Genomic DNA, 21,984 nt, shown 5'->3' with positions numbered 1-21,984 from the left:
CGCCGGGTACTTCATCTCGGTTGCTCAAGCAGCGGCTTAGGTCGCAGGCAGAGGCGCGCATCGGCACCACCAAAGCATGGAGGGTCGACTACAGTGACGACCGACCGCGTTCGGTGCTCAAGAACGTGGCCCAGCAAGCGCTTTTCTACGCCCGTCGGATAGTATTAGGGCTGACCTGGAATAGGCGCGCAAGCTCAGCCACGCTTCGTCCCTCGTGATCGCGCATGCGTTGGACTTCGGCGCGGCGCTCCTTGGAGAGGGCAGGGGGGCGACCGCCAACCCGCCCGCGCCTGCGCGCAGCGGCGAGGCCCTCCTTGGTCCTCTCAGCGATCCTCTCGCGCTCGAACTGAGCAATCGAGGCGAAGACATGAAAGACCAGACGCCCAGAGGGCGTCGTGGTATCGATATCCTCGGCCAAAGATCGGAAGCCCGCGCCCTTGCTCCGGATTGTGTCTACGATCATCAGCAGGTCCTGGAGGGATCGACTGAGCCGATCATATTTCGCGACGACGATGACGTCACCCGGACGGAGCTGATCGAGGAGCCGGTCGAGCTCTGGCCTGACCATCTTCGATCCGGAAATCTTTTCACCATAGATCCGCTCGACGCCGGCCGCCTTGAGCGCCTCGACCTGCGCATCGAGGCTCTGGTCCTCGGTCGAGACACGTGCATAGCCCAGGATCATGTCGGCTGACCTGCCAAAAACCCTCAACAACCGATACGGTTTTGACCCGGGATTTTGGCAGCGTCAACGCCCTGGATTGCCGGGGTGAAAGATTGCCTTCCAAAAACGACCGTTTTCGGGACGCGGCCTGCGAAGTCTAATCAACCTGAGGGCGAAGTGTGTTGCGCACCGAGGGTCCGCTCCGAGCCCACAGTGACCGCGGAGATCCAGTTCCGGTTCGCGTGTGCAGCGAGGCGCGCCCCATCACGGATCGCCCCAGAGCCGCCATTCATCGACCGGTTGGTCGCTGCAGCGCAGCTCGCCGAAGCCGAAGTTGCGGTGCGAGACGCCGGAAACGCTCGGATTCGGCTGTACGGCCGCGGGTGTTCATCATTGCGCTGCTCCGATGCGGACGTTTAGAAGAGCCTTGAAACCAATCGTTTCTGCAGTAGCGAGGGGCGAAGGGTGAAGAGTGAGCCTCTGCCGATCACGTCCGACGTCGAAGCAAATTGGATAGGCACAATAAATGTCAGGCCTTCGCAACATCGATTACCGGCTCTGGTTCGCAATCACGCTTACCACTCTTCTACCGACGCTGTATTCGACAGTCCGCATCTACTTCCTTAACAGCCTCCCGGACACCTCGAACGCAAGCATCGCTGCACAGTCCATGTGGCTCAATTTGTCATATGAGGTGGTGCAAGAGGCGCTTTTACTGCCGCTCTATTACATATTTGGGCGCGTGATCGGCGACCGACAAGCGCTTCGCGAGCGTGTCGGGGACGCACTTCTGGTCGCGCTCATCGCCTACGGAATCTTGACGATCATCATTCTCATCGGCGCGGATTGGTTAACGCGCGCGATGTCACAGCAGCCCGCCCTGCAGGTCCAAACCGCCGGCTACCTTCGCCTTGAGGCGTTCGGAAAGATGATTGGCACCTTGAACGATATCTGTGTCATTGTGGTCGTGGCGCTATCTTGGGAACGTCTCTTGATTGCCCTGGTCGCGCTGCGGACCTTGCTTACAGTCTTACTGGATAGCGCTTTTGTCGGCCAATTCGAAGTCTCGCTGAACTTGGGCATCCAAGGCGTCGCATGGACGAACATTAGCGTGGGGACGCTTCTCCTTGTGCCGTCTGTCGCCATCCTCACGCGTGCACGCGTCCTTGGAGTTCCGCGCTTGGGCAGAATAGTAGGATGGAAGAAGGACTGGTTCCTCGTTGCCGCGCGTTCCGGCCTTGAGTCTGGGGTCCGAAATCTTGCCTTCTCCCTTATGATCTTGCGGCTGGTGAACGAGGTGAGGGAGGCGGGCCTTTATTGGGTTACCAACGGCTTCATCTGGGGATGGTTGCTGTTGCCGGTGCTTTCGCTTGGCACATTGATCCGGCAGGATGTTGGCAATCACCACGGCCGTCTTAACGGCCGCTTGGTCGGATACTTAAAGATAATCTCACTCATCATCGGTGTTTGGATCGTTACGATCCCGGGATGGCGTTGGTTCATCCTACACGCAATGGGCTTCGACGAAGCTGGCCGCGTTGTTTCGCTAACCGTTCTGCTTCTCGCCTTCTATGCCGCGTTTGCCTTTAACCATGTCCTTGACAGCTATCTCTACGGCATGGGGCGCACAGACCTCATCCTCTATCAGTCCCTCTTTGTCAGTGTCGTTTATTATGGTGTCGCGTTCGTCGCGTATTTAACGGGTATCTTCATTCCGGACCTGCGTGGGATAGCGTTGCTCTTCGGGGGCGGTATTCTGGTAGATAGTATCGTAACGCTGTTGCAGTTCTGGCGCACCGGATATTTCGGACGTTCCGAGGCCTCGCGGGTCGGCGCCGGCAATTCAAATGATCCAGGAGCGACATTCCTGCGCGCTGTCGACTGAGCGCGCAGCGTCGCCAATCTTCGTCCGTGCAAAAAACATCCAGCGCAACAGATGGATGCCCCAGTGGGCGCACTCGGCCCTACGCGGAAGTGCGCTCCTTCGACGAACGCCGCGTTGCAGCGCAAGAAAGCAGACGCTCTCGGCTGCTTCAAGCACCACCCTGCTTTTACGATGATCCGATGCGTCGGCGGGTCTTGCCGCCACGTCTTGAGCGCACGCGTCGAAGCAGCCATCGCTTGCAGCGCCTCTCCGAAGCACGATTCGTGGACCAATATCGCTTTGACGCTGAGCATCAGTTCTAAAATTACTGCGAGTGTGAGTTGGGAGTCCCCCATCCACACGCTACAAGACGGTCGAATGCCAGACTAATTTGGCGCTGCGTAAAGCGTCTCTTTCTGTCATTCCAAGAATAGGTTTTCTCAATCGCCTCTTGAGCATTGGTCACCCCCTCACGCTGAATCAACCAATGCACTGTTGCAAGGAGTTCCATACCCACAGGTGACTCAAACCCGTCAACGAGCTGACTGACACGCACGAACCGCTCATTTGTATCTTTATGTTGTTTCAGAAACCGGTCCGCCTCATCTACCGATCCCGGGACTAATTCAATTGTCTTTCCAGGGATGTCTCCCCCGTCTGCATAGCCTGACACAAGATGTCCCTCAATCTGGTTCAATACATGACGAAGGTTTTCAGCATATGGTCCGTAATGGTGCTTCTTGTAATTGAGTCGAAGCGGCTCTCCAGCTTCTTGCATGAAATACATCAGTTTATGCAACTCAATCAGCGTGACAAACGGATCAAGCAATCCTGCGAGATAGCGATGCATCAAGGTGACCAAGGTGGCCCGGCCGGCTGTCATCTTGGGCGGCTCAGTGCTCTTCGTCATAACCTGAGCATCCGGAGAAACCCCAGGCTCAAATACAACAATCTCAATGTTCACGTCACCCAGAACCGACTCGATCTGTGTTCGAACTTCAGACCACTTCAGCCCTCCCAACCCACTCCCCAGCGGGGGAATGGCAATAGATTTTATCCCGCGGACTTCAATTTCTTCCCGCAAGGCAGCCAACCCGCTCTCGATATCCTCTATTCGACTTTTACCCCGCCAGTGCCTCTTGGTTGGAAAGTTGATGATAAATCGCGGAGTAGTCAGCGCATGACGTTCTGTAATGAACATCTTGCCAGGAACAACCTCGCCACGGTCGCAGGCTAATTTGTACGCCTCGAAGTTGCGAGGAAACGCTTTCTTAAACTGGAGAGCGATACCTCGGCCCATGACGCCAACGCAATTCATGGGCGCTCGATCATGATCGCCCTGTCGAGCCCGAAGCCCTGGCTGCGTTCGGCGGTGTGAAGATGCCCCGGATGCGTAATATGCTGTCCGGCAAGAACGCCGTCTTTCACCGAGAGAATGGTCTGGTGCCTGCGCACGAGGCGAAGGCATGGCTGGAAGGGCGGGACAGTTTCTTTCCGTCGATCTGGCAAAGTGCCCGCCCCGTCCAAACGGCCGAAATCCACACCTTCTACTACGAGGACCCAATATTCGTGCCCCAGGCGCGGGACGGCTCGATCTTCCATCCGGGGCTCGAGCGGCGCAACGGCTTCACGATTGGCGAGAAAGGCCGCGAGTTCCAGGTTCCGGACTTCAAAGACGGGCTGCGAGAGTTGCAGGTAATGCCGGTTCCGGCGTGGCGGCGTCCGAGCCCGGGACGCGGGGGCTGGGGCATCGTGAGGGGTATTACCTGGACACGAGTGAACTGGGAGGAGCTGGACCGCCGCGCCCGCTCGGAAATGGAGCTCAGAAAGCTGACGGAAGAAAGCGAGGATGACGATGTCTGATTGGATGAACCGCGACGTATGGGACGCGCGCCTGGAGGAGGCGGAGCGCGCCGGAGGCTTCCAGCAGGGCTACAAGCTGCTCTATTGCCCGTGGGCGACGCTGGAGGGCAGCGACCTTACCTTCCTCTCCTTGAACCCGGGACGCCCTCCGCATGACGCGGAACTCCGGGTCGTTTCCGACGAGCGGGGCAACTCCTACGAGGTCGAGCGCTCAATTACGCGGTCTCCAATCACGGACCAGTTTCTGCGCATGTGCGTCTTTCTGGACGTCGCCCCCTCCAGGGTACTCACCGGCGTCGTCGCGCCGTTCCGCAGTGACGGCTGGGCGTCTTTTTCGCCGGATCAGAAAGCCGCCGCATTGGAAGTTGGTCGGGCGTTCTGGACCGAGGCGCTCGCCTCTTCCATGCGGCGGGGTCCAATCGTCGTCTGCTCCGATCAGGCCGCGCGGATGGTGACGGACATCTTGGGCGCCAAGCATGAAGATGTCCTTCCCGCCGGCTGGGGCAACATCTCCATCCGCGTCTTCCACGGATCCGAGGGGCAACGGATCGTCCAGTTGCCACACCTGTCGCGGTTCAAGCTGTTCGGCCGCCGCCAATCCGATCCTATGCTGGCGCGAGCGTTTGGGCGGGAGCGCGTCTGATGCTCTATCTCAAGGACATCTTCCCGCTGCCCAACCTGTCCGACTACAAGGTTCACTTCGCCCGTCACAACGGCCGGGACCATCCTCTCGACGTCTGGGCGCGGAGCCGCCCGGAGTGGAAGCTCTGGCAACAGACACGCCCTGGGCGGGACGACTTCAACCGCCCGTACATCTTCGCGCTCGCCCAGTTCTACCCAGAGCCGGACGTGTGGATGTTCGGGGGCGTCTTCGAGGTCACCGCACGCCACTCCGACAGGTACGACGTCGAGCAGGTCGATCTGGGGCGCCCGCTCGAAGGACGCCTGAAGCTGCACTACCCGCACCGTGATCGTGTGACGCGCAGCAAGCTCGAGAAGCACTATGACGGCTTCGTCGTGAAGGAGATTCTGCCCGAGACGTATTCCGGGCGACCGTTCCCCGGATACGACAGGATCGACTTGCCCTTCGCCGAACTCGAGGGACTTCTGCGAAACGGTCGTCTCGACTGGCAAGCGGCGCTGGAAAACGTGAAGGGGATCTACCTCATCTCCGATCGGCAGACGGGACGGCTTTATGTCGGCTCTGCATGCGGAGACCAAGGTATCTGGTCCCGCTGGAGCACCTACGCCGCGACAGGCCACGGCGGTAACGTGGAACTGCGCAAGCTGCTCGGCGAGGAGGTCGGCCTTGATTACTGCCGCAGGAACTTTCGCCTCGCGCTCCTTGAAGAGCATCCTGCGCGGACCCCGGACAGCCTCATTCTCGAGCGAGAGAGCTACTACAAGGAGGTCCTCATGAGCCGTGGGCCGGGAGGACTTAACCGCAACTGAGGCCGATAGCTCAGGACCCCGCCGCTTGTCGCTCCTGAAGAAGCCGGATGAGGTCCGCACCCAACTGGCGCGTGTTCTTGGGATTTCCGCTCCCGTTCAGGAGATCGACGCCAATCTCTGCCGCAACAGTTCGAAGGATGGGCTTCGCGCTGGGGGCGCGACGCCCGTCCGTGTCCACAAGAATTGTCCCGTTCTCGTACTGACGGATTGTGTGGGAGGCATAGCTGGCGGCTGCGACGATGCGGAGGTTTTCGATCTGCCGCGCACTGCGGCGCGCTGAGATGGAGAAAACGTACTTTCTGCCGGATTCCCGCATCTGTTGTCGCGCTTCCTCCGCAGGGCAGTCGAGTAATTCCTCGATCGCGGCCTCGCCGTCATCGATGTTGATGCGGAGAACGATCACCCGGTCGACGAGGTCGAACGTGGCCGCGTTGAAATCGACATGGGACGAGCTGGTGACAGTCTTGACCGAGATACGCTCGTTGTCGGCACTGGCCACATCGTAGCCGTGCTGGTTCGTCGCGAGCGCCATCTGACCCCTGGTCGTCATCGCGGCGTAGAGTTCCCCGATCCGCCCCGTGAGGTGTGTCAGTTCGCCTGGCGACACGCCCCACGCCAGTTCCTTCTCGAACCAGGCAAGGGCCTCGGCCAATGACTGGATGATCTGAACCTGCGACAACGGCAAAGTGAAGGCCCTTACTCTTTAACTTCTATGAACGATTTCACGGCGACACAGGATGGGAACACATATCCGAGCGCGCTGGCAACATTCAGAGGCTTGAGCTTCTCAAGGACGGCTCGATCATCTGGTCGGGCCAGCATGCACGTTGGTGCGGAGGTCTCCTCCTTGCGGGCTTTCTCGCGTCTGACGCAGAGAGCGCGTCACGGGCGTTATGTAAAGCAACCTGCCGGATCGGCCCCTCAAACCGGCAAACTGGAAATAACGTCGAACACCGGCCGCAGATGCGCCGAAATCACTTTCACGGCCCTGTCTGCATCGTGCTGTTCCAGGGCCTCGATCAGTTGCCGATGCTCGGCATCGATGGTTTTCGAGCGCTCCGGTCGAGCTTGCATGGCGGCGATCGCAACACGCTGTTGCCTGACCTGAAGCTGGTCGTATAGCTCCACCATCACGTTGTTGTCGATCAACGCCACGATGTTGCGGTGGAGCGCCTGGTCCATCTCCGCACGGCGCAAGAATTCCTGACTACCGCTGGTCTCGACAATCGCTGTCTCCAACTGGCGCAGAATTCCCGGTATCGGCTTTTTCTCCTCGCAGATGCGACGCACGGCGTGGCTCTCTATCAGCCTGCGGGCCTCATAGAGTTCTGAAAGCTCCTGCGCCGTGATCTGCCGGACCACCGCACCCCGATGAGGCACCAGCGAGATGAAATGGTCGCTCTGAAGTCGATGGAAAGCTTCGCGCACCGGCGTCCTTGAGACCCCTACGGCCTCCGAGAGCTCCTTCTCTTCAATGAACTCGCCGCCCTTCACGTCGCCCTGAAGGATCATTCGACGGACATGCCAATAGACACGTTCCTTGGCCGGCGCGCGCGCGCCTAAGGATGCCTCTCGTGCGACTTGGCTCATACTCCAGATTCTTCCACGCTTCTGCTCCTGTACTTCCGAGCTGCCGGCGGAACGCGGCCCTCGATACTTCCTGCCGGTCGGGCTCATCACCCATTGACCCAGAAAGGTAAACCGCCTCTCTCCTGCGACATCACAAGCCGCGCTGAAGGGGCAGCAAGGCCAAAATCGGCCAGCGCGAGGCTCCCGCCAAAAACCCTTGGACAGAGTGTACACCACGTGATACGCGGTGTATACATGAGATATGTTTCAGAGCGGGGAATGATAATGCGCGTTGCGGTCTGCCAGCTAAACTCGCAGGACGACAAAGAGAAAAACGTTACCGAGGCGCTTGAGCTGGTTGATCGCGCATCTCGGGAGCAGCTCGATCTGATCGCTCTGCCCGAATATCTGGATTTCCAGGGGCCGCGGGAGCAAGCGCTTGCGGTTGCTGAAGGCGAAAACGGTGAGACGCTCCAGCGCTTTCAGGCGAAGGCGCGGGAGTTGGGTGTGGCGATCCTGATGGGGTCGGTGCGGGTCCAGGGGGCCAGCGAGGGCAAGGTCCTCAACCGCAGCATTCTCATCGACAAATCCGGTGACGTGGTAGCGCATTACGACAAGACGCACCTCTACGACGTCGATCTTCCTGGCCGTGTCACGTACAAGGAATCCGACACGATCGAGCCCGGCCGGGACATCGTCGTGGCCTCTCTCGAAGGACGCAAGGTCGGGATGTCCATCTGCTACGATGTGCGTTTCCCGGAATTGTACCGGCTTCTGGCGCTCGAAGGCGCTCAGGTGCTCTTCGTTCCGGCGGCCTTCGCCCTCTACACCGGGCGGGACCATTGGGAGGTTCTCCTGCGGGCACGGGCCATTGAAAACCAGTGTTTCGTGGTCGCGCCGGGACAGATCGGACCCTATCCGCCGAGCGGCGCCTGCAACGGACGAAGCATGATCATCGACCCGTGGGGCAATGTCATGGCGCAGGCCCCAGATCGCGTCGGCTATGTCGTCGCGGAACTGGAGTTCGACTTGCTCGACAAAGTACGCGCCGAGATGCCGTCTCTGCAGAACCGCAGGGCGGATGTCTACGCGCTCGCCAAAGCGATGAAGGACAGTGACAAATGACGAAACCCGCCTTCTGGATGTCTTCGCCGAACTTCGCGACGGCCGAGATCGCCGCGATTCTGGGTTACGAGGCCGTGGTGCTGGACATCGAGCACGGGGCGTTCGATCTCTCCGATCTCGAGAAGTACATCCCGTTCCTGAAAAACCTGGGTCTGGAAGTCATGGGGAAGGTTCTGGGACCGGAACGCAGCCCAATCCAGCAGGCCCTGGATTTCGGTGCAGACGCCGTCGTCATTCCTCACGTCCGCGGAGAGGATCACGCGCGCCAGGTTTGCGGATACGGCAAGTTTCCCCCGCGGGGAGATCGAAGCTTCGCCGGAGGAAGAACGTCCTCCTATGTCGGCTTCGACGACGCATGGGTCACTGAGCAAGACACGAAGACCCGGTGTTTCGCGATGATCGAAGGCCAGACGGCGTTCGACGAGGCGGACGCGATCCTGGCCCTGCCCGTGGTCGACGGCATCTTCATCGGCCCCTCTGACCTCTCGCTGAGACGAAACCGGGGCGCCTATACCAGGAAAGCGGCCGATTGGGACGATCTGAAAATCCTGGCGGAGTCCGCCGCCCGCGCCGGCAAGCCCTGGGTGCTTCCGGCCTGGAGCGTGGAGGAGAAGAGCTTCGCCGTGCAGCACGGGGCGAGCCACGCGGTGCTGACGATGGAGCACGGGGCGATCTATGCGGGCTTGGCTGCGGCGATGAAGGACCTCAAGGAGATCGGCGCCGATGGCTGACCCCCGGCGCAGCCCGATCGGAATGCTCGATGCCGCTGTCACCCGGGTCTCCCGGTGGTTCGGCTATCTGGCCGCAGCCCTGATCGTCTACGTCCTGTGCCACATTCTGGTAGAGGTGACGCTGAGGAACGTGTTCAGCACGTCGACCTTCGTTCTCGACGAATATGTCGGGTACGCGCTGGCCGGCATCATCTTCCTTTCCCTCGCCGCCACGCATCAGGCCGGCCACCACATCCGGGTCCGCCTGGTGAGCAACACGGTGCAGGGGCGAGGAAAGGATGCGGCGGAGCTGATCGCCAATATCGCGGCTCTGGTCGTCTGCATCATGCTGTTCGTGTCGCTCTACGGCATCTTCGACCGAAATCTCAGATTTGGCATCACCAGTGCGGGTATGAGCCGGACGCCGCTCTGGATCCCCCAGATCGCCGTCGTCGTGGGGATTGCGTGGTACTGCGTGCGGCTGGCGACGAACGCTCTCGTCTGCGTCGAGGCGCTCGTCCTGGGGCCGAACCGGGAGCGTGAGCCGGCATAGCGCGAGACCGGCACGAGGGAGGAAGAAAATTGGACCCTATACTATCGGCGCTGGCCATCCTGGCGGGCATCCTGGTGTTCCTGGTCTCGGGAATCTGGATTTATGCCAGCCTTATCCTGGTGGCCGTTCTTTCCCTGATGTTCATCGGAGACATGAATTTCGGGCGCGTCACCGACATCTTCGGCTCGATCACGCTGCGCAGCTCTGGCTCCTGGGAACTCTCCGCGATCCCGCTCTTCGTCTGGATGGGGGAGCTCATTCTCCTCACGGACATTTCGAGCCGGATCTTTCGCGGTCTGGCGCCCCTCGTCCGGCGCCTTCCCGGCGGATTGGTGCACTCTAACGTGTTCGGCTGTACACTGTTCTCGGCGATCTGCGGCTCGAGTGCGGCTACGACCGCAACGGTCGGAAAGATCACCATCACCGAGCTTCGCAAGAACTCCTATCACGACAGCCTTATCCTCGGCTCGCTCGCCGGCTCCGGCAGCCTGGGTCTGCTCATTCCGCCCTCGATCGTCATGATCGTCTACGGCGTGCTGGCGGAAGTGCCGGTGGACCGGCTCTTCGCGGCCGGGGTTCTACCGGGCCTGCTTCTGGGCTTTTTATTCTCACTCTATATCGGCGCGAACTCCCTGATCCGCGGGGGGCGCAGCACGCAGGCCGCGCCGCTGGAGACGGTCTCGGAGGATCGGGCCGGCTACACCTTGTTCAACAGCCTTCTCGACCTCCTACCGATCGCGATCATCATCGGCATCGTACTCGGCTCGATCTACACCGGCGTGGCCACGCCATCGGAGGCGGCGGCAATCGGAACCCTCAGCGTCCTCGTGCTCACGGTCGTGACCGGCGCCATGAACTGGAGCGTGTTCCACAAGTCTCTGATGAGCGCACTTTACACGAGCACGATGATCTTCGCGGTCGTGGTGGCGGCATCGCTGATCTCGACGGCGCTGGGATACCTGCACATTCCGATCAATCTGGCCAACATGATCGTCGAATCCAACCTCACTCCGGGCCAATTCATCCTGATCATCTCCGTGTTCTTCATCTTTCTCGGCATGATCCTGGATGGAATATCCATCGTAGTGATGAGTCTGCCGATCCTGTTCCCCATTGTGACGGCTATGGGTATCGACCCTATCTGGTTCGGCATCTACCTCGTCATTATGGTGGAGCTTGGGCAGATCACGCCGCCCGTGGGATTCAATCTGATGATCATCCACGGAATGTCGGGCGCCCCAATCTCCAAGGTGGCGGTTTACGCCCTGCCTTTCTGCGGCCTCATGTGTCTGGGCGTGCTGATCCTATACATGGCGCCAGCCATCGTTCTCTATCTTCCACAATATCTCTTCGGGTAGAAAGGAATCGAACTATGCTAAATCGTACAATTCTCGCAGCGTGCCTCATCGTACCGGCGGCCAGCGTCCATGCGCAGGAATTCCGCTGGGATCTGTCCACCGAGTACGGACCGAATTCGATTAACACCCGGACCAATCAGTTCTTCGCGGAGCGCGTGAGCGAACTGACGGACGGCGAGGTGGACATCACCATCCATCCCGGCGCAGCTCTGGGATATCGTGAAAAGGACCATCTGTTCGCGGTGTCGGACGGCGCGGTTCCGATCGCGACGACGGTGAGCGGGACCCTGGCAGGGGTCGACCCGATCTTTCTTCTGAGCTCGCTTCCGTTCCTGGCGGAGGATTTCGAGGACGTTCGTTCGCTGTTGGAAATCGCCCGCCCGCATTACGAGGACGTGTTCTCCCAGTACGGTCAGCAGTTGATCTACGCCGGATGGGTGGACCCCTCGGGCGTCTGGGCGCAGGATGTCATGGAGTCGACGGAGGATTTCGAAGACCTTCCCATCCGGACCTATGACGCGACAGGCACCCGCGTCCTGCAGGAACTCGGCGCCGCACCGGTGCAGATTTCCTGGTCGGATGTCGTGCCCCAGCTTGCCACCGGGAGCATCGAGGCTGTGCTGACCGGCGTCGACGGTGGTGCCGCATCGGGCTTCTGGGACTACACCGATGCCTTCACCCAGATCAACTACGCGATGCCTCTCACCTTCGTGCACGTGAACCAGGACTCGTATGACGCTCTCCCGGAAGAGTATCAGCAGGCTCTCATGCAGGCTGGACAAGAAGCCCGGGAATGGCAGGCGGAGCAGGTCGTCGCGAACCAGTCGGCGAAATATGACGAGCTGCGCGATCACGGGATGACCGTGGCGGAGAGCGTGTCTCCGGAATTTGCCCGCTCTCTTTCCGAGGCGGCCCAGCCAATCATCGACGAGTGGAAGGAAAGGGTCGGAGATCGCGCCGGCGAGATCCTGAACGAGTTCAACGCCACCGAGTGAACGCGCAGGCGCAACGCGCCTTCAGAAACCTCCACGCGGGCGGGCCGGGAGTTTTCCTCCTGGCCCGTTGCATGCGGAACGGGTCCCAATCGTCCGCCGGCCCCCGTGATACACCGGGTCGGGCGTTATGTGGCATCGTGGGAGGTCACTGCGGCCGCGCCTCGGGCAGACGGTGCACATGAACTGGACGCTTTCGCCGGATTTTTGACCAGATCTTCAATCCTACTGTTGGCAGGAGCCACGAACCGAGCGAGCGACCCAGAGTAGAGCATTGCCCGACTACGTCCGACGTGCACGCCTCATGCTCGCCGCCCGAGCCGCGGAAGCTGTGGGCCTTCTTCTTGTGGTTGGGCTGGGCGTGGTGATCGCGGGCAAGTTCGAGCAGCTCCGCCTGGAAAACCACCTGCAAGGTCTGCGCCTCTCCACGACGCTCGAACTGACCGAGATCCGGGAGGAGATCGAGGAGGAGGTGTTCGAGAAACTCGTGGCGCTCGGAAGCCTGACCACGCTCTTCCGTTCTCAGGCAGAGGTCTCCGAGACCGAGCTGGCGAGGTTCTTCGATGAACTCCCCGAGTCTTACAGCATCGCCCAGGTCCTGCTGTCGCGCGAAGGCGTGGTGACGCGTGCGCATCCGAGCCCGAGCGGGCTGCTGCGGACCGGACATCAATGGGTGTCCGACCCCGAGAGCGCTGAAGCTCTCGATCGGGCGCTGTCGTCGGACGCGCCGGTGACCTCCGGGCCGGTCATGATACCCGGCGTCCAGGAGCCGCTCTTGCTCCTGCACCAGGCGATCAAGCCACTCGGGATCGTGACGCTGGTGGTGCCCTACACGGCGTTCGTCCGCGAGTCCGATTTGGGCCGCACGCGGAACCTCGACTTGCTGATTACGACTGATCGGCAGATCTCGGACGACCGTCAGCCAGTGTGGGGGCAGAGGGACGTGGTGGCGCAGGACCCCATCGTGCTGGACTTCGGTTTTCCGCACGGCGAGTGGCAGATCATGGGGCTGCCGAAGGGCGGCTGGCCGGCCCACAGGCCGGGGTACATCGCGGACCGGTTTATCATGGCGGCCGTGGCGGCAGTTCTTCTCGGCCTGTTCGGCTACGTCCATTACCTCAGCGAGGCGAACCGCGCTGCCCGGAACAGGCTGGAGGACGGGAGCGACGCACTGCGGGACGGTCTCGTGATGTACGATGCCTCTGGCCGTTTGATCATGACGAACTCCCAATACTGCCGGATATATGACAAGGTCACCGACCTGATCGTGCCCGGGAAGCATTTCGACGAATTGAACCGCGAAGCCGCCACGCGCGGTCAGTTCGCGGCAGGCGATACCACCACAGCCCTGCGCTTCGAGAAGAGCATCACAGACGGTGCCGTGAGAGATCAGCGGCTCCATGACGGTCGGCACATCAGGGCGACGGACCACCGCATGCGCGACGGCAACATTGTCGGCTTGCGGGTGGATGTCACGGAACTGGAGCAAGCCAGGGAGAAGGCCGAGGCGGCCAGCCGCGCAAAGAGCGAGTTCATGAACACGCTCAGTCACGAGCTCCGGACGCCACTGACAGTCATTCTGGGCTACGCGCGGCTCTGGAAGAACATCGAGCAGATGCCGGCCGCCCGGAAGCTTTCGGTCCTGGTCGAGGCGGAGGCGCTCGACCGCGACAGCCTTCGGGCCGGTCTCGACGAACTCGTCCGGGCGGTCCGACATGCCATGGAAAAGCTCGACACCTCGGGCAGCCACCTCCTGGCTCTCATCACCGACATCCTCGATTTCTCGAAGATCGAATCGGGGACGCTGGCGCTCGACATTCAGCCGTGCTCCGTGGCGACGATTGTTGACCCAGTCGTGGATGCCATCAGTACCTTGGCCGCCGAGAAGGGCCTGCAGTTCCAGTGCCGCGTCGAGGCAGGGCAGGTCCAGGCGGATCCGAAGCGGTGCAGGCAGATTCTGTTCAATCTGCTCGGCAACGCGATCAAGTTCACCGAGGCAGGGAAAGTCGCTCTGGTGGTCGAGGAGCGGCGGGGTCAGGTGCATTTTCGCGTCACAGACACGGGCGAAGGCATCGCCGAGGAGAACCAAGCGAGGATCTTCGAAGCGTTCCACCAGGTCGACAGCTCCGACTCCCGCAAAGCCGCGGGGACGGGTCTCGGTCTCGCGATCTCGCAGCGATTTGCCGAAGCCCAGGGCGGCGCCATCACCGTCACGAGCAGGACAGGAGAGGGCAGTACCTTTGTCCTGAGCCTGCCGCGGGGACAACACGCGGTGAATGCTGCCAGAGACGTGGAGAGCGCGCCGAGCCTGGTGGGCTGATCGCGTCGCCCCCTTGGCCGGCAGTGCTCGAGGTTGTACCAGCGCACGAAGCCCTGAACCCAGAGCCGAGCCTCGTCGACTGTCGCGAAGCCTCGCGCCGGCCAGCCGGGCATCTCGAAGGTCCGCTACGTGATCTTGGACGACGCCCGGCGCCGGCGGAAGTGCTGCAGCCAGCACAAAAAAGGGTCTGGTGACATCCTCAAAGGTTGATGCTGATTCCTCTTTGCTCGCTCCACAGGCGCCGCCTAATAATTGGGCAAAGTGCCGGACTCGCTTGAAACGTTGATATTCTTGCGCTCTTACAGCGTGTTCTCCTCTCACTTATCCCCAGAATCTGTGAAGAACCTGCGACGGCAGATCAGGTGCGATAGAGAGCACCTGCCGCTCAATTCTGAATCCCAAATGGAACACCTCGACCTGGACGGGCACGACACTCCTCTGCGTGCCGGTGCCGAGCAGCGCATTCGCTCTCCCAAAGGATTTCTTGACTCCCTCCAGTCCGGCGGTTAATTGTTTATCATGCTGCACGCGTTCAAAATAGTGAACGGCGGGGCGAGGGGGATAGCATGAGCTCTGGCCGAGGATCGGAGAGGGTACTGCTTCTGCTGGAATGGCTGGCGGGAAAAACCCGCGCCGTGACACTGGCCGAGGCCACCGACGCACTCGCTGCGCCGAAGTCGAGCGTGCTGAACCTTCTGCGGATGCTGGTCGAGATGGGCTATGTCGAAAAAGAAGGCGACAGCGGCTATCGGCTGATCCGGCTGCCCGGCGAGGTCGGAGCCGGTCACTCGATGCACGGCACTCTGCTGCGGCGGTGCGACGGCGCAGTGCGCACTGCCGTGGAGCGTTCGAAGGAGAGCGGTTTCATCGCCGTGAGAGAGGGCGACTATATCCGCTATCTCTGCAAGATCCTGCCCGACCGTGAGATCCGTTACGACCGCAACATCGAGGTGCAGCGTCGGACTGTGCAGGTCAGCAGCGGCATCGCCATCCTGACCGGCCTCGACGATGCCGCGCTCGCCGAAGTCCTGAACGATGCCGAGGCCGACGGTCTGGATGAGGCGGAAGTGCTCCGTGCGCGCGTGAACAAGGCCCGTATGGACGGATATGCTGTCACTCATCGTGGTGTCGTGGAAGGCGCGGCTGGTGTCGCCGCGCCGATTTCCGATGCCAGTGGCGTGGTGGTTGCCGCGCTGAACATTGCCGGACCTGCCGCAAGGCTGAACGACAACCTCGACAACATCATCGAGATCGTGAGGGACGGCGCCATCCAAGCGTCCGAGGCCCTCGGATGGAGGAACCCCAACCACGACGCCTGACCGGCGTCTTCCACCAAACCCAAGGGAGGAAACTTACCATGACATTTCTTAGCAAGGCTGCGGGTCTCGCAGCCATCGGGATTTCCGTAGTCGGGCTGCAAGCAGCAGCGCAGGACTTTCCCGAACGTCCGCTGGAGTTTGTCGCTGGTTATGGGCCCGGCGGCGGCCATGACACGATGCTGCGCACCATGGCGCGCCTGATGGAGGAAAACGATCTTTCGCCAGTGCCGATCAACGTGGTGAACAAGGAAGGCGGCAGTTCCGCGGTCGCCATGGGCTACCTGAACGCCCGGGAGGGCGATCCGCACTACCTGATGTCGATCACGTCGTCGCACATCGCCACGCCGCTAACCTCCAATATCGGCCTCGACTACTCCAGCTTTACGCCTATCGCCCGCATCGGGATCGATCCGGAGCTTCTGGTGGTCAACTCCACGAAGGGCTACGAGTCGCTCGACGATCTGGAGGCCGAGGACCGGATGCTCAACGTCGGCGGCACGGCGACCGGCAGCATCGAACACATCGTGACCATGCAGCTCGCCGACGAGACCGGAATGGAACTGAATTTCATTCCGTTCCAGGGAGACGGCGAGGTGGTGACCGCCCTGCTGTCGAACCAGATCGATTTCGCCATCACCAATCCCGGGCCCGTGGCCGATTACCTCGACAGCGGGAAGTTCAATGCGCTGGCCATCAGCACCGAAGAGCGCGTCGAGAGCCTTCCTGACGTGCCGACGTTCATCGAGCAGGGGGCAGACATCAAGATCTCGCTGTTCCGCGGTCTGACCGCTGCACCAGGGATCTCCGAAGAGGACCGTCAGGCACTCACTGACATGGTGACCAAGCTCTTCGAGACGGAAGCTTGGCGCGAAGAATACATCGAACCCAATGCTGTCGTCCCTCTGGTCGTGACCGGCGAAGAATTCGCCGACTACCTCGGAGAGACCGAGGCTGCCTACCGCGAGACCCTCGGCAAGCTCGACATGCTGAGCAACTGACCTAAGCTGGGCACGCCGCAGCGACCTTGCGGCGTGCGCCTTCGCATCCCCCCAATCCAGAGCCTATGCCGGAGACTGCCATGCGGGCTTCCGAACTGATCTTTATTGCCGGTATCGCGGTTTTTGCGGCGGTGCTGTGCGTGCAGAGCACTGACTTCAGGTACTTCTCCAACCAAGGCTTCGGGCCGGGCTTCGTGCCGCTGAACTTCGCCGCGCTGACGCTCTTGCTGGCGTTCTACCTTCTGGTGAAGGCCCGCCTGAATGCCGAGGGGCCGTTCCTGCCAGAGCACTTCCGCGAGCGTGCGAAGGCCGCCCTACCGGCCGTAATTGCGGCGTTTCTTCTGTTCGCCGGCACCTACGCGATGGAGTGGGGATCGGTTCTCGCGCCACTCTTCGTGGTGATGATCGTAATATCGGTGGCTTTCGTTGGTCACACGCTGGTGCAGGCGCTGGTCCTGAACGCGGTCACGCTGGCGGCGATCTACGGAATCTTCCGTCTCTGGCTGAACATCCCCGTCACCTGACCCAAGGGCACGACATGGACGCAATGAGCAACCTGCTGATGGGGTTCGGTGACATCCTTACCCCGTTCAACATCGCAATCATCTTTGCCGCCGGTTTGATCGGCACCGTCGTTGGTGCGCTACCCGGCCTCGGCCCCTCTGCCGGCATCGCCCTGATGCTGCCCCTGACATTCGGCATGCCCGAAGCCTCGGGGCTCTGCCTTCTGACCGGTGTCTACATGGGCACCATGTATGGCGGACGGATCACCTCGATCCTGATCAACGCTCCCGGCGACGCCCCGGCCATCATCACCGCCTACGACGGCTACCCGATGATGCAGCAGGGACGTGGCGCCATGGCGCTCGGCATCTCCGCGTTCTCGTCCTTCATCGGCGGCCTCTTCGGTCTACTGGTGCTGATCTTCCTGGCGCCGATCATCGCGTCCTACGCGATCTATCTCGGCGCCCCGGAATACTTCCTGCTGATGGCCACCGGCCTTGCCACAGTGATGCTTCTGGCAGGAAAGCACCTCGCCAAGGCGCTTCTGGTGACATGTTTCGGGGTGCTGGTGAGCAGCTTTGGAAGCGACTACGTTTCCGGCCAGATTCGGTTCGCCTTTGTTCCGGAGCTGATCGAGGGGATCGATTTCGTCGCGATTATCATCGGGCTCTACGGTCTCGGCGAAGTCTTCTACAATCTTGAGAAGAAGGTGAAGCTGAACCTGGGAAAGCCTGGGTTCCGCATGAGGGAATTCATTCCCGGCAGGTCAGAGCTCGGCGAGGCCGCTGCGCCCACCCTGCGCGGGTCGGTTCTGGGTACGCTTATCGGCATTGTGCCGGGCGCAGGCGCCACCGTTGCAACCTTTCTCGACTATGCTCTGGAAAAGCGGCTCTCCAAGAAGCCGGAGACTTTCGGCAAAGGCGCCATCGCTGGCCTTGCGGGTCCAGAAGCGACAAATAATGCGGCCGTGCCCGGATCGCTCATCCCGCTGATCACCTTGGGGATCCCTGGTTCGGGCGGCACCGCGATCATGCTCGGCGCTTTGATCATGTTCGGGATGCGTCCTGGTCCGCTCCTGATGACCACGTCGGGCGATATCGTCTGGGCGATGATTGCGGGGCTTGTGCTGGCCAACGTCTTCCTGCTGCTGTCCAACGTGCTGCTCATCCCGGTCTTCGTGAATCTGCTGCGCACCGTACAGGGGAACCTGTCGAATGTGGTGATCGCTCTCTGCGTCGTGGGGGCCTTCTCGCTCAGCTACAGCCCGTTCAACATATGGATCATGCTAATCTTCGGCGTCGTCGGCTATCTGATGAAAAAGAACGACTACCCGACGGGGCCGTTCATCCTCGCCGTCGTCCTGGCTCCGCTTGCCGAGAACTACTTCCGTCAGTCGATCATGATGGGGCAAGGCAGCGCGGGTATCTTCCTCGATCGGCCGATCTCTTTGACGATCCTGATCATCATGGCGCTCATTGTCGGCCTCTCCGTCGTCGGCCGGTTGCGCCCCAAGCGCCGCGCGCTCGCGGCTGCCGAGGAGGGGGAATGATCATTCGTACTTCCGTCCTTTCGCGTCCTCGCTCTCGACGACGAGAGAACGGGCAATCGGCAAGCAGTAACATCTCGACGCAGGAAAGGAGCACCGGTCAATGACAGCTCAGCATTGGCACAGAAAGAGCTTCGACGAGTCTGCCACCGGGCCGATGTCGGGGGTGCGGGTGCTGGACCTCTCGCGGCTTGTGGCCGGCAACATGTGTTCCCTGCAGTTAGCCGATTTTGGCGCCGATGTCGTGAAGGTCGAGCCTCAGCCTTTGGGTGATCCGTTGCGTGCGTGGAAGCTGAAGGGCGAAAGCACCTTCTGGAAAACCTACGGTCGGAACAAGCGTTCGATCGCCTTGGATTTCCGCGCTGACGGGGGCCTGGCGGTTCTTGAGCGGCTTATGTCGCAGGCCGACATCATGATTGAAAGTTTCAGACCCGGTACGCTGGAGAAGATGGGGCTGGGGCCCGCCGTCCTGGCCGAGCGGTTTCCGGAACTGATCCTGTTGCGCGTGTCCGGCTTCGGCCAGACCGGCCCCTATGCACCCCGTCCCGGGTTCGGAACACTGGTCGAGGGCATGTCCGGCTTTGCGCATCGAAACGGCGAGGAAGGTGGCGATCCTCTGCTTCCGCCGCTTGCCCTGGCCGATATGATCGCCGGCCTCTATGGGTCCAATGCACTGCTGATGGCGCTGCGATCGCGCGAGCAGACGGGACTCGGGCAGGTCGTCGACTTGTCCCTGCTCGAGGCGATGGTGTCGGTCCTCGGCCCCGAGCCGCTCGATTACCGCATGACGGGACTGCCGAAACCGCGCGTAGGTAACGGTTCCAACACGTCCAGCCCCCGGAACGTCTATCGCAGCAGTGATGGGCACTTCATCGCGGTATCCGCCTCGGTCCAGAACGCGGCGACGCGCCTGTTCAACACGATCGGGAGGCCCGACATGAACAGCGACCCCCGCTTCGCCACCAACGAGGCGCGCATCAAGCGCCGGGAAGAGGTTGATCGGATCGTGGGCGAGTGGATCGGAGCACGTAGTCGCGACGAGTTGATGGAGGTCTTCGAGCGTGAGGGGATCACAGCCGCTCCGCTTTATTCTGTAGAGGACATCGTGGAGGATCGACATTTCGTCGATCGTGAAGTCTTCGTCGAGGTGCCGGACACGGATCTCGGTAGCATACCCACCCACGCTCCGTTGCCGCGCCTGTCAGCCACGCCAGGCAGGTTACGACGTCCCGCGCCCAGCGTCGGCCAGCATGGCCGCGACATACTCGCGGAGGCGGGCTTCGCCCTCGAGGAGATCGACGCCATGATCTGCTCCGGGCTCATCGCCGTTCCGGAAGAGGCAGAGGCATGAGGCTCCGTTCGCTTCTCTATGTTCCTGCCGACAGGGATCGTTTCGTCGCTAAGGCGCACGAGCGCGGTGCGGACGCCGTGATCCTGGACCTCGAGGATGCCGTGGCAGAAGACGCGAAGGACGCAGCTCGCGACGCGCTCTCCGAGGCGGTGCCTTGCCTGCGGCAGAGAGGAGCTCGCGTGCTGGTCCGCGTGAATTCCGGGCCGCGCCAGGGCCCAGATGCCCGAGCGGCAACACGAGCCGGAGTGGAAGGCATCGTTTTGCCCAAGGCCGACGGTCCCGCTGCGGTCGACGAACTGCTGGCCGAGATCCCCGGAGAGGATCGGATGCCTGTGCTGGCAATCGTCGAAGATGCCGCCGGAATGATGGACGCTCGCGCCATCGCTGCGCACCGAGCGGTGGTGGCTGTCAGTCTCGGCGCGGAGGATTTCGCCACGGCAACCGGTGGCCAGCCTACGCCCGAGGTTCTGCGTCTGCCCAAGCTTCTGGTTCACTACGCCGCGAAGGCAGAAGGCAAATTGTCCTTGGGCATGCTTCGCTCGACCGTGGATTTCACCGATACCGAAGCAATCGCAGATGCCGCTGCACAGGCAGCTCGGTTCGGGTTCGACGGAGCAACCTGCATCCACCCGAAGATCGTGCCTGTTCTCAACGCTGCCTTCGCACCCTCCGACGCCGAGATCGAGAGGGCCCGCCGTATAGTCGCTGCAGCGGAAGATGCCGCCAAGAGCGGGCGAGGGGCCTTCATGGTGGATGATGAGTTCGTGGATTTGCCCGTGCTGAATCGCGCCAAGCTGGTCCTGGAGAAGGCTGGAGAGGCGTCTTAATGGGCGCCGCTCCGACGCGGAGATATCTTCGCGTTCCTGCGACGTGGCCAAGGGTCCCGACAGATCCCGTACCACCCTCAGGGGCGCGATAAGCAGGGCAAGCTGCGAGGGGCCGGACCGTCGGTTTTAAGCTGGCAGATGTCTTGAGCGACTGCCTGACATCACTGCCTCACAGGTGCCAACCCTGCTTCCGTGGAATTAGCAACCCTTGAAGCGGCACCGCCAGGCGATCAGCAGCGGTACCGAGCCTCCGGCCGACCCTCAACTTTGAGGACTGCGTGTTCCACGGGATGATGGGCGCCCATTCCAGATGATCGTGGGCAGCGATTCCACGCGATCGTGGGCAGCCGTTCCACGCGATCGTGGGCGGGTTTGGCCGACAGTCTGAAGCTACGGTGCTCTTCGTTTTTGAACGAGGGGACCGAGATGCCAATCGACGCGGCCGTGCTGGCGCTCCTGCGCCTGACCCTCCACGACGGCCGGCGCGCCTGGAAGGGGTTCGACTGGGATATCATGGACCGATTGCACCGGAAGGGGTGGATCACGGATCCGGTGGGAAAGGCGAAATCGTTCGCCTTCACCGACGAAGGCTTGGAGCGATCCGAGCAGCTCCTGCAGCAGTTGTTCGGCAAGGGGGACGAGCCGGAGACGTGAGCGAACTCAAGTCGAGCAGCCTCGATCTTAGCGTAGGATTTCGCACTCTCCTGCAAATGACCCCGTGTGGCAAATCTTTAAGCGGGGGCCGCAGGGCCGAGGCACGGTCAGACAGGCCACCAATATCCTGGCCGAACAGACGTCGAAAATCGAAAATGGTAGGCAAGGCCGAGGGCTATGCAGTTCGCTCTGAACAACGCGTAGACCTCTGATTTTTCGAAAGAACCTCCCGCTTCGCATGGCTTCTGGTCGCAGGATTTCGTAAGATCTGAACAAGAACCCTGCGATTTCCGGATGGACCGATGAAGCCGAAAT

General features: G+C 61.3%; 21 protein-coding genes. 17 read left to right on the top strand and 4 right to left on the bottom strand.

The features are described 5' to 3' along the window. Positions 1 to 145: 145 nt before the first annotated feature. A complete protein-coding gene (locus tag BM162_RS15685) occupies positions 146 to 685 on the bottom strand; it encodes a recombinase family protein (protein WP_093424014.1) in 540 nt (179 codons plus the stop codon). Between the two features lie 505 nt (positions 686 to 1,190). On the opposite strand from BM162_RS15685, the gene BM162_RS15680 reads away from it, so the two are divergent. Beyond that, a complete protein-coding gene (locus tag BM162_RS15680) occupies positions 1,191 to 2,549 on the top strand; it encodes an MATE family Na+-driven efflux transporter (RefSeq protein WP_093424011.1) in 1,359 nt (452 codons plus the stop codon). Between the two features lie 304 nt (positions 2,550 to 2,853). Here the strand turns inward: BM162_RS15680 and darG are convergent, their stop codons facing one another. Then, entirely contained in the window at positions 2,854 to 3,846 is a 993-nt protein-coding gene (darG, locus tag BM162_RS15675) for a type II toxin-antitoxin system antitoxin DNA ADP-ribosyl glycohydrolase DarG (protein ID WP_093424008.1), read from the bottom strand. Between the two features lie 80 nt (positions 3,847 to 3,926). On the opposite strand from darG, the gene BM162_RS22860 reads away from it, so the two are divergent. From BM162_RS22860 to BM162_RS15660, 3 genes are read left to right on the top strand one after another with little or no spacing between them, the layout of a single operon-like run. Beyond that, complete coding sequence (locus BM162_RS22860; protein ID WP_177215189.1) at positions 3,927 to 4,391, top strand: hypothetical protein; 465 nt, start codon at positions 3,927 to 3,929, stop codon at positions 4,389 to 4,391. After that, positions 4,378 to 5,034 carry a hypothetical protein gene (locus BM162_RS15665; RefSeq protein ID WP_093424006.1) on the top strand — a complete coding sequence of 219 codons (657 nt, stop codon included), beginning with the start codon at positions 4,378 to 4,380 and terminating at the stop codon, positions 5,032 to 5,034. Before BM162_RS22860 ends, BM162_RS15665 begins: the two co-directional genes overlap by 14 nt. Then, positions 5,034 to 5,843: a GIY-YIG nuclease family protein gene (locus BM162_RS15660; RefSeq protein ID WP_093424003.1), complete on the top strand. Its 810-nt coding sequence runs from the start codon at positions 5,034 to 5,036 to the stop codon at positions 5,841 to 5,843. Before BM162_RS15665 ends, BM162_RS15660 begins: the two co-directional genes overlap by 1 nt. Positions 5,844 to 5,853: 10 nt before the next feature. Here the strand turns inward: BM162_RS15660 and BM162_RS15655 are convergent, their stop codons facing one another. Together BM162_RS15655 and BM162_RS15650 are read right to left on the bottom strand one after the other, a co-directional pair. Beyond that, complete coding sequence (locus BM162_RS15655; RefSeq protein WP_093424000.1) at positions 5,854 to 6,528, bottom strand: DUF6998 domain-containing protein; 675 nt, start codon at positions 6,526 to 6,528, stop codon at positions 5,854 to 5,856. Between the two features lie 236 nt (positions 6,529 to 6,764). Further along, positions 6,765 to 7,433: a GntR family transcriptional regulator gene (locus BM162_RS15650; protein ID WP_177215187.1), complete on the bottom strand. Its 669-nt coding sequence runs from the start codon at positions 7,431 to 7,433 to the stop codon at positions 6,765 to 6,767. Positions 7,434 to 7,697: 264 nt separating this feature from the next. Between BM162_RS15650 and BM162_RS15645 the strand changes: the two genes are divergently transcribed. The 13 genes from BM162_RS15645 to BM162_RS15585 all read left to right on the top strand — a co-directional run bounded on the left by BM162_RS15645 (position 7,698) and on the right by BM162_RS15585 (position 21,669). After that, positions 7,698 to 8,537, top strand: a complete 840-nt coding sequence (locus BM162_RS15645) for a carbon-nitrogen hydrolase family protein (RefSeq protein ID WP_093423995.1) — start codon at positions 7,698 to 7,700, stop codon at positions 8,535 to 8,537. Next, positions 8,534 to 9,268 carry an HpcH/HpaI aldolase family protein gene (locus BM162_RS15640; RefSeq protein ID WP_093423992.1) on the top strand — a complete coding sequence of 245 codons (735 nt, stop codon included), beginning with the start codon at positions 8,534 to 8,536 and terminating at the stop codon, positions 9,266 to 9,268. Before BM162_RS15645 ends, BM162_RS15640 begins: the two co-directional genes overlap by 4 nt. Continuing rightward, complete coding sequence (locus tag BM162_RS15635; protein WP_093423989.1) at positions 9,261 to 9,800, top strand: TRAP transporter small permease subunit; 540 nt, start codon at positions 9,261 to 9,263, stop codon at positions 9,798 to 9,800. The genes BM162_RS15640 and BM162_RS15635 overlap by 8 nt, the downstream gene beginning before the upstream one ends. 74 nt (positions 9,801 to 9,874) lie before the next feature. Continuing rightward, positions 9,875 to 11,158 (top strand): TRAP transporter large permease, encoded by a 1,284-nt coding sequence (locus tag BM162_RS15630; protein WP_245759291.1) that lies wholly within the window; start codon positions 9,875 to 9,877, stop codon positions 11,156 to 11,158. Positions 11,159 to 11,172: 14 nt separating this feature from the next. Next, positions 11,173 to 12,153 (top strand): TRAP transporter substrate-binding protein, encoded by a 981-nt coding sequence (locus BM162_RS15625; protein WP_093423983.1) that lies wholly within the window; start codon positions 11,173 to 11,175, stop codon positions 12,151 to 12,153. 271 nt (positions 12,154 to 12,424) lie between these two features. After that, complete coding sequence (locus BM162_RS15620; protein WP_093423980.1) at positions 12,425 to 14,470, top strand: sensor histidine kinase; 2,046 nt, start codon at positions 12,425 to 12,427, stop codon at positions 14,468 to 14,470. Positions 14,471 to 15,036: 566 nt separating this feature from the next. Next, positions 15,037 to 15,789 carry an IclR family transcriptional regulator gene (locus BM162_RS15615; RefSeq protein WP_093423977.1) on the top strand — a complete coding sequence of 251 codons (753 nt, stop codon included), beginning with the start codon at positions 15,037 to 15,039 and terminating at the stop codon, positions 15,787 to 15,789. Positions 15,790 to 15,827: 38 nt separating this feature from the next. Next, a complete protein-coding gene (locus BM162_RS15610; protein ID WP_245759289.1) occupies positions 15,828 to 16,787 on the top strand; it encodes a Bug family tripartite tricarboxylate transporter substrate binding protein in 960 nt (319 codons plus the stop codon). An 80-nt stretch (positions 16,788 to 16,867) separates the two neighbouring features. Further along, positions 16,868 to 17,311, top strand: coding sequence for a tripartite tricarboxylate transporter TctB family protein (locus BM162_RS15605; protein ID WP_177215186.1), 444 nt, complete (start codon positions 16,868 to 16,870; stop codon positions 17,309 to 17,311). A 23-nt stretch (positions 17,312 to 17,334) separates the two neighbouring features. Beyond that, positions 17,335 to 18,840: a tripartite tricarboxylate transporter permease gene (locus tag BM162_RS15600; protein WP_245759288.1), complete on the top strand. Its 1,506-nt coding sequence runs from the start codon at positions 17,335 to 17,337 to the stop codon at positions 18,838 to 18,840. A gap of 100 nt (positions 18,841 to 18,940) precedes the next feature. Continuing rightward, a complete protein-coding gene (locus BM162_RS15595; protein ID WP_093423965.1) occupies positions 18,941 to 20,188 on the top strand; it encodes a CaiB/BaiF CoA transferase family protein in 1,248 nt (415 codons plus the stop codon). After that, on the top strand, positions 20,185 to 21,015 hold the full coding sequence (locus BM162_RS15590; protein WP_093423962.1) for an HpcH/HpaI aldolase/citrate lyase family protein: 831 nt from the start codon (positions 20,185 to 20,187) through the stop codon (positions 21,013 to 21,015). The genes BM162_RS15595 and BM162_RS15590 overlap by 4 nt, the downstream gene beginning before the upstream one ends. A gap of 426 nt (positions 21,016 to 21,441) precedes the next feature. Next, positions 21,442 to 21,669, top strand: a complete 228-nt coding sequence (locus tag BM162_RS15585; RefSeq protein ID WP_093423960.1) for a DUF6429 family protein — start codon at positions 21,442 to 21,444, stop codon at positions 21,667 to 21,669. Positions 21,670 to 21,984: the final 315 nt, after the last annotated feature.

Origin of the sequence: Tranquillimonas alkanivorans, assembly GCF_900115595.1 — a bacterium.
In the GTDB taxonomy this organism is placed as follows: domain Bacteria; phylum Pseudomonadota; class Alphaproteobacteria; order Rhodobacterales; family Rhodobacteraceae; genus Tranquillimonas; species Tranquillimonas alkanivorans.
The sequence above is the reverse complement of the archived record's forward strand: the minus strand, read 5'-3'. Positions and strand labels throughout refer to the sequence as shown.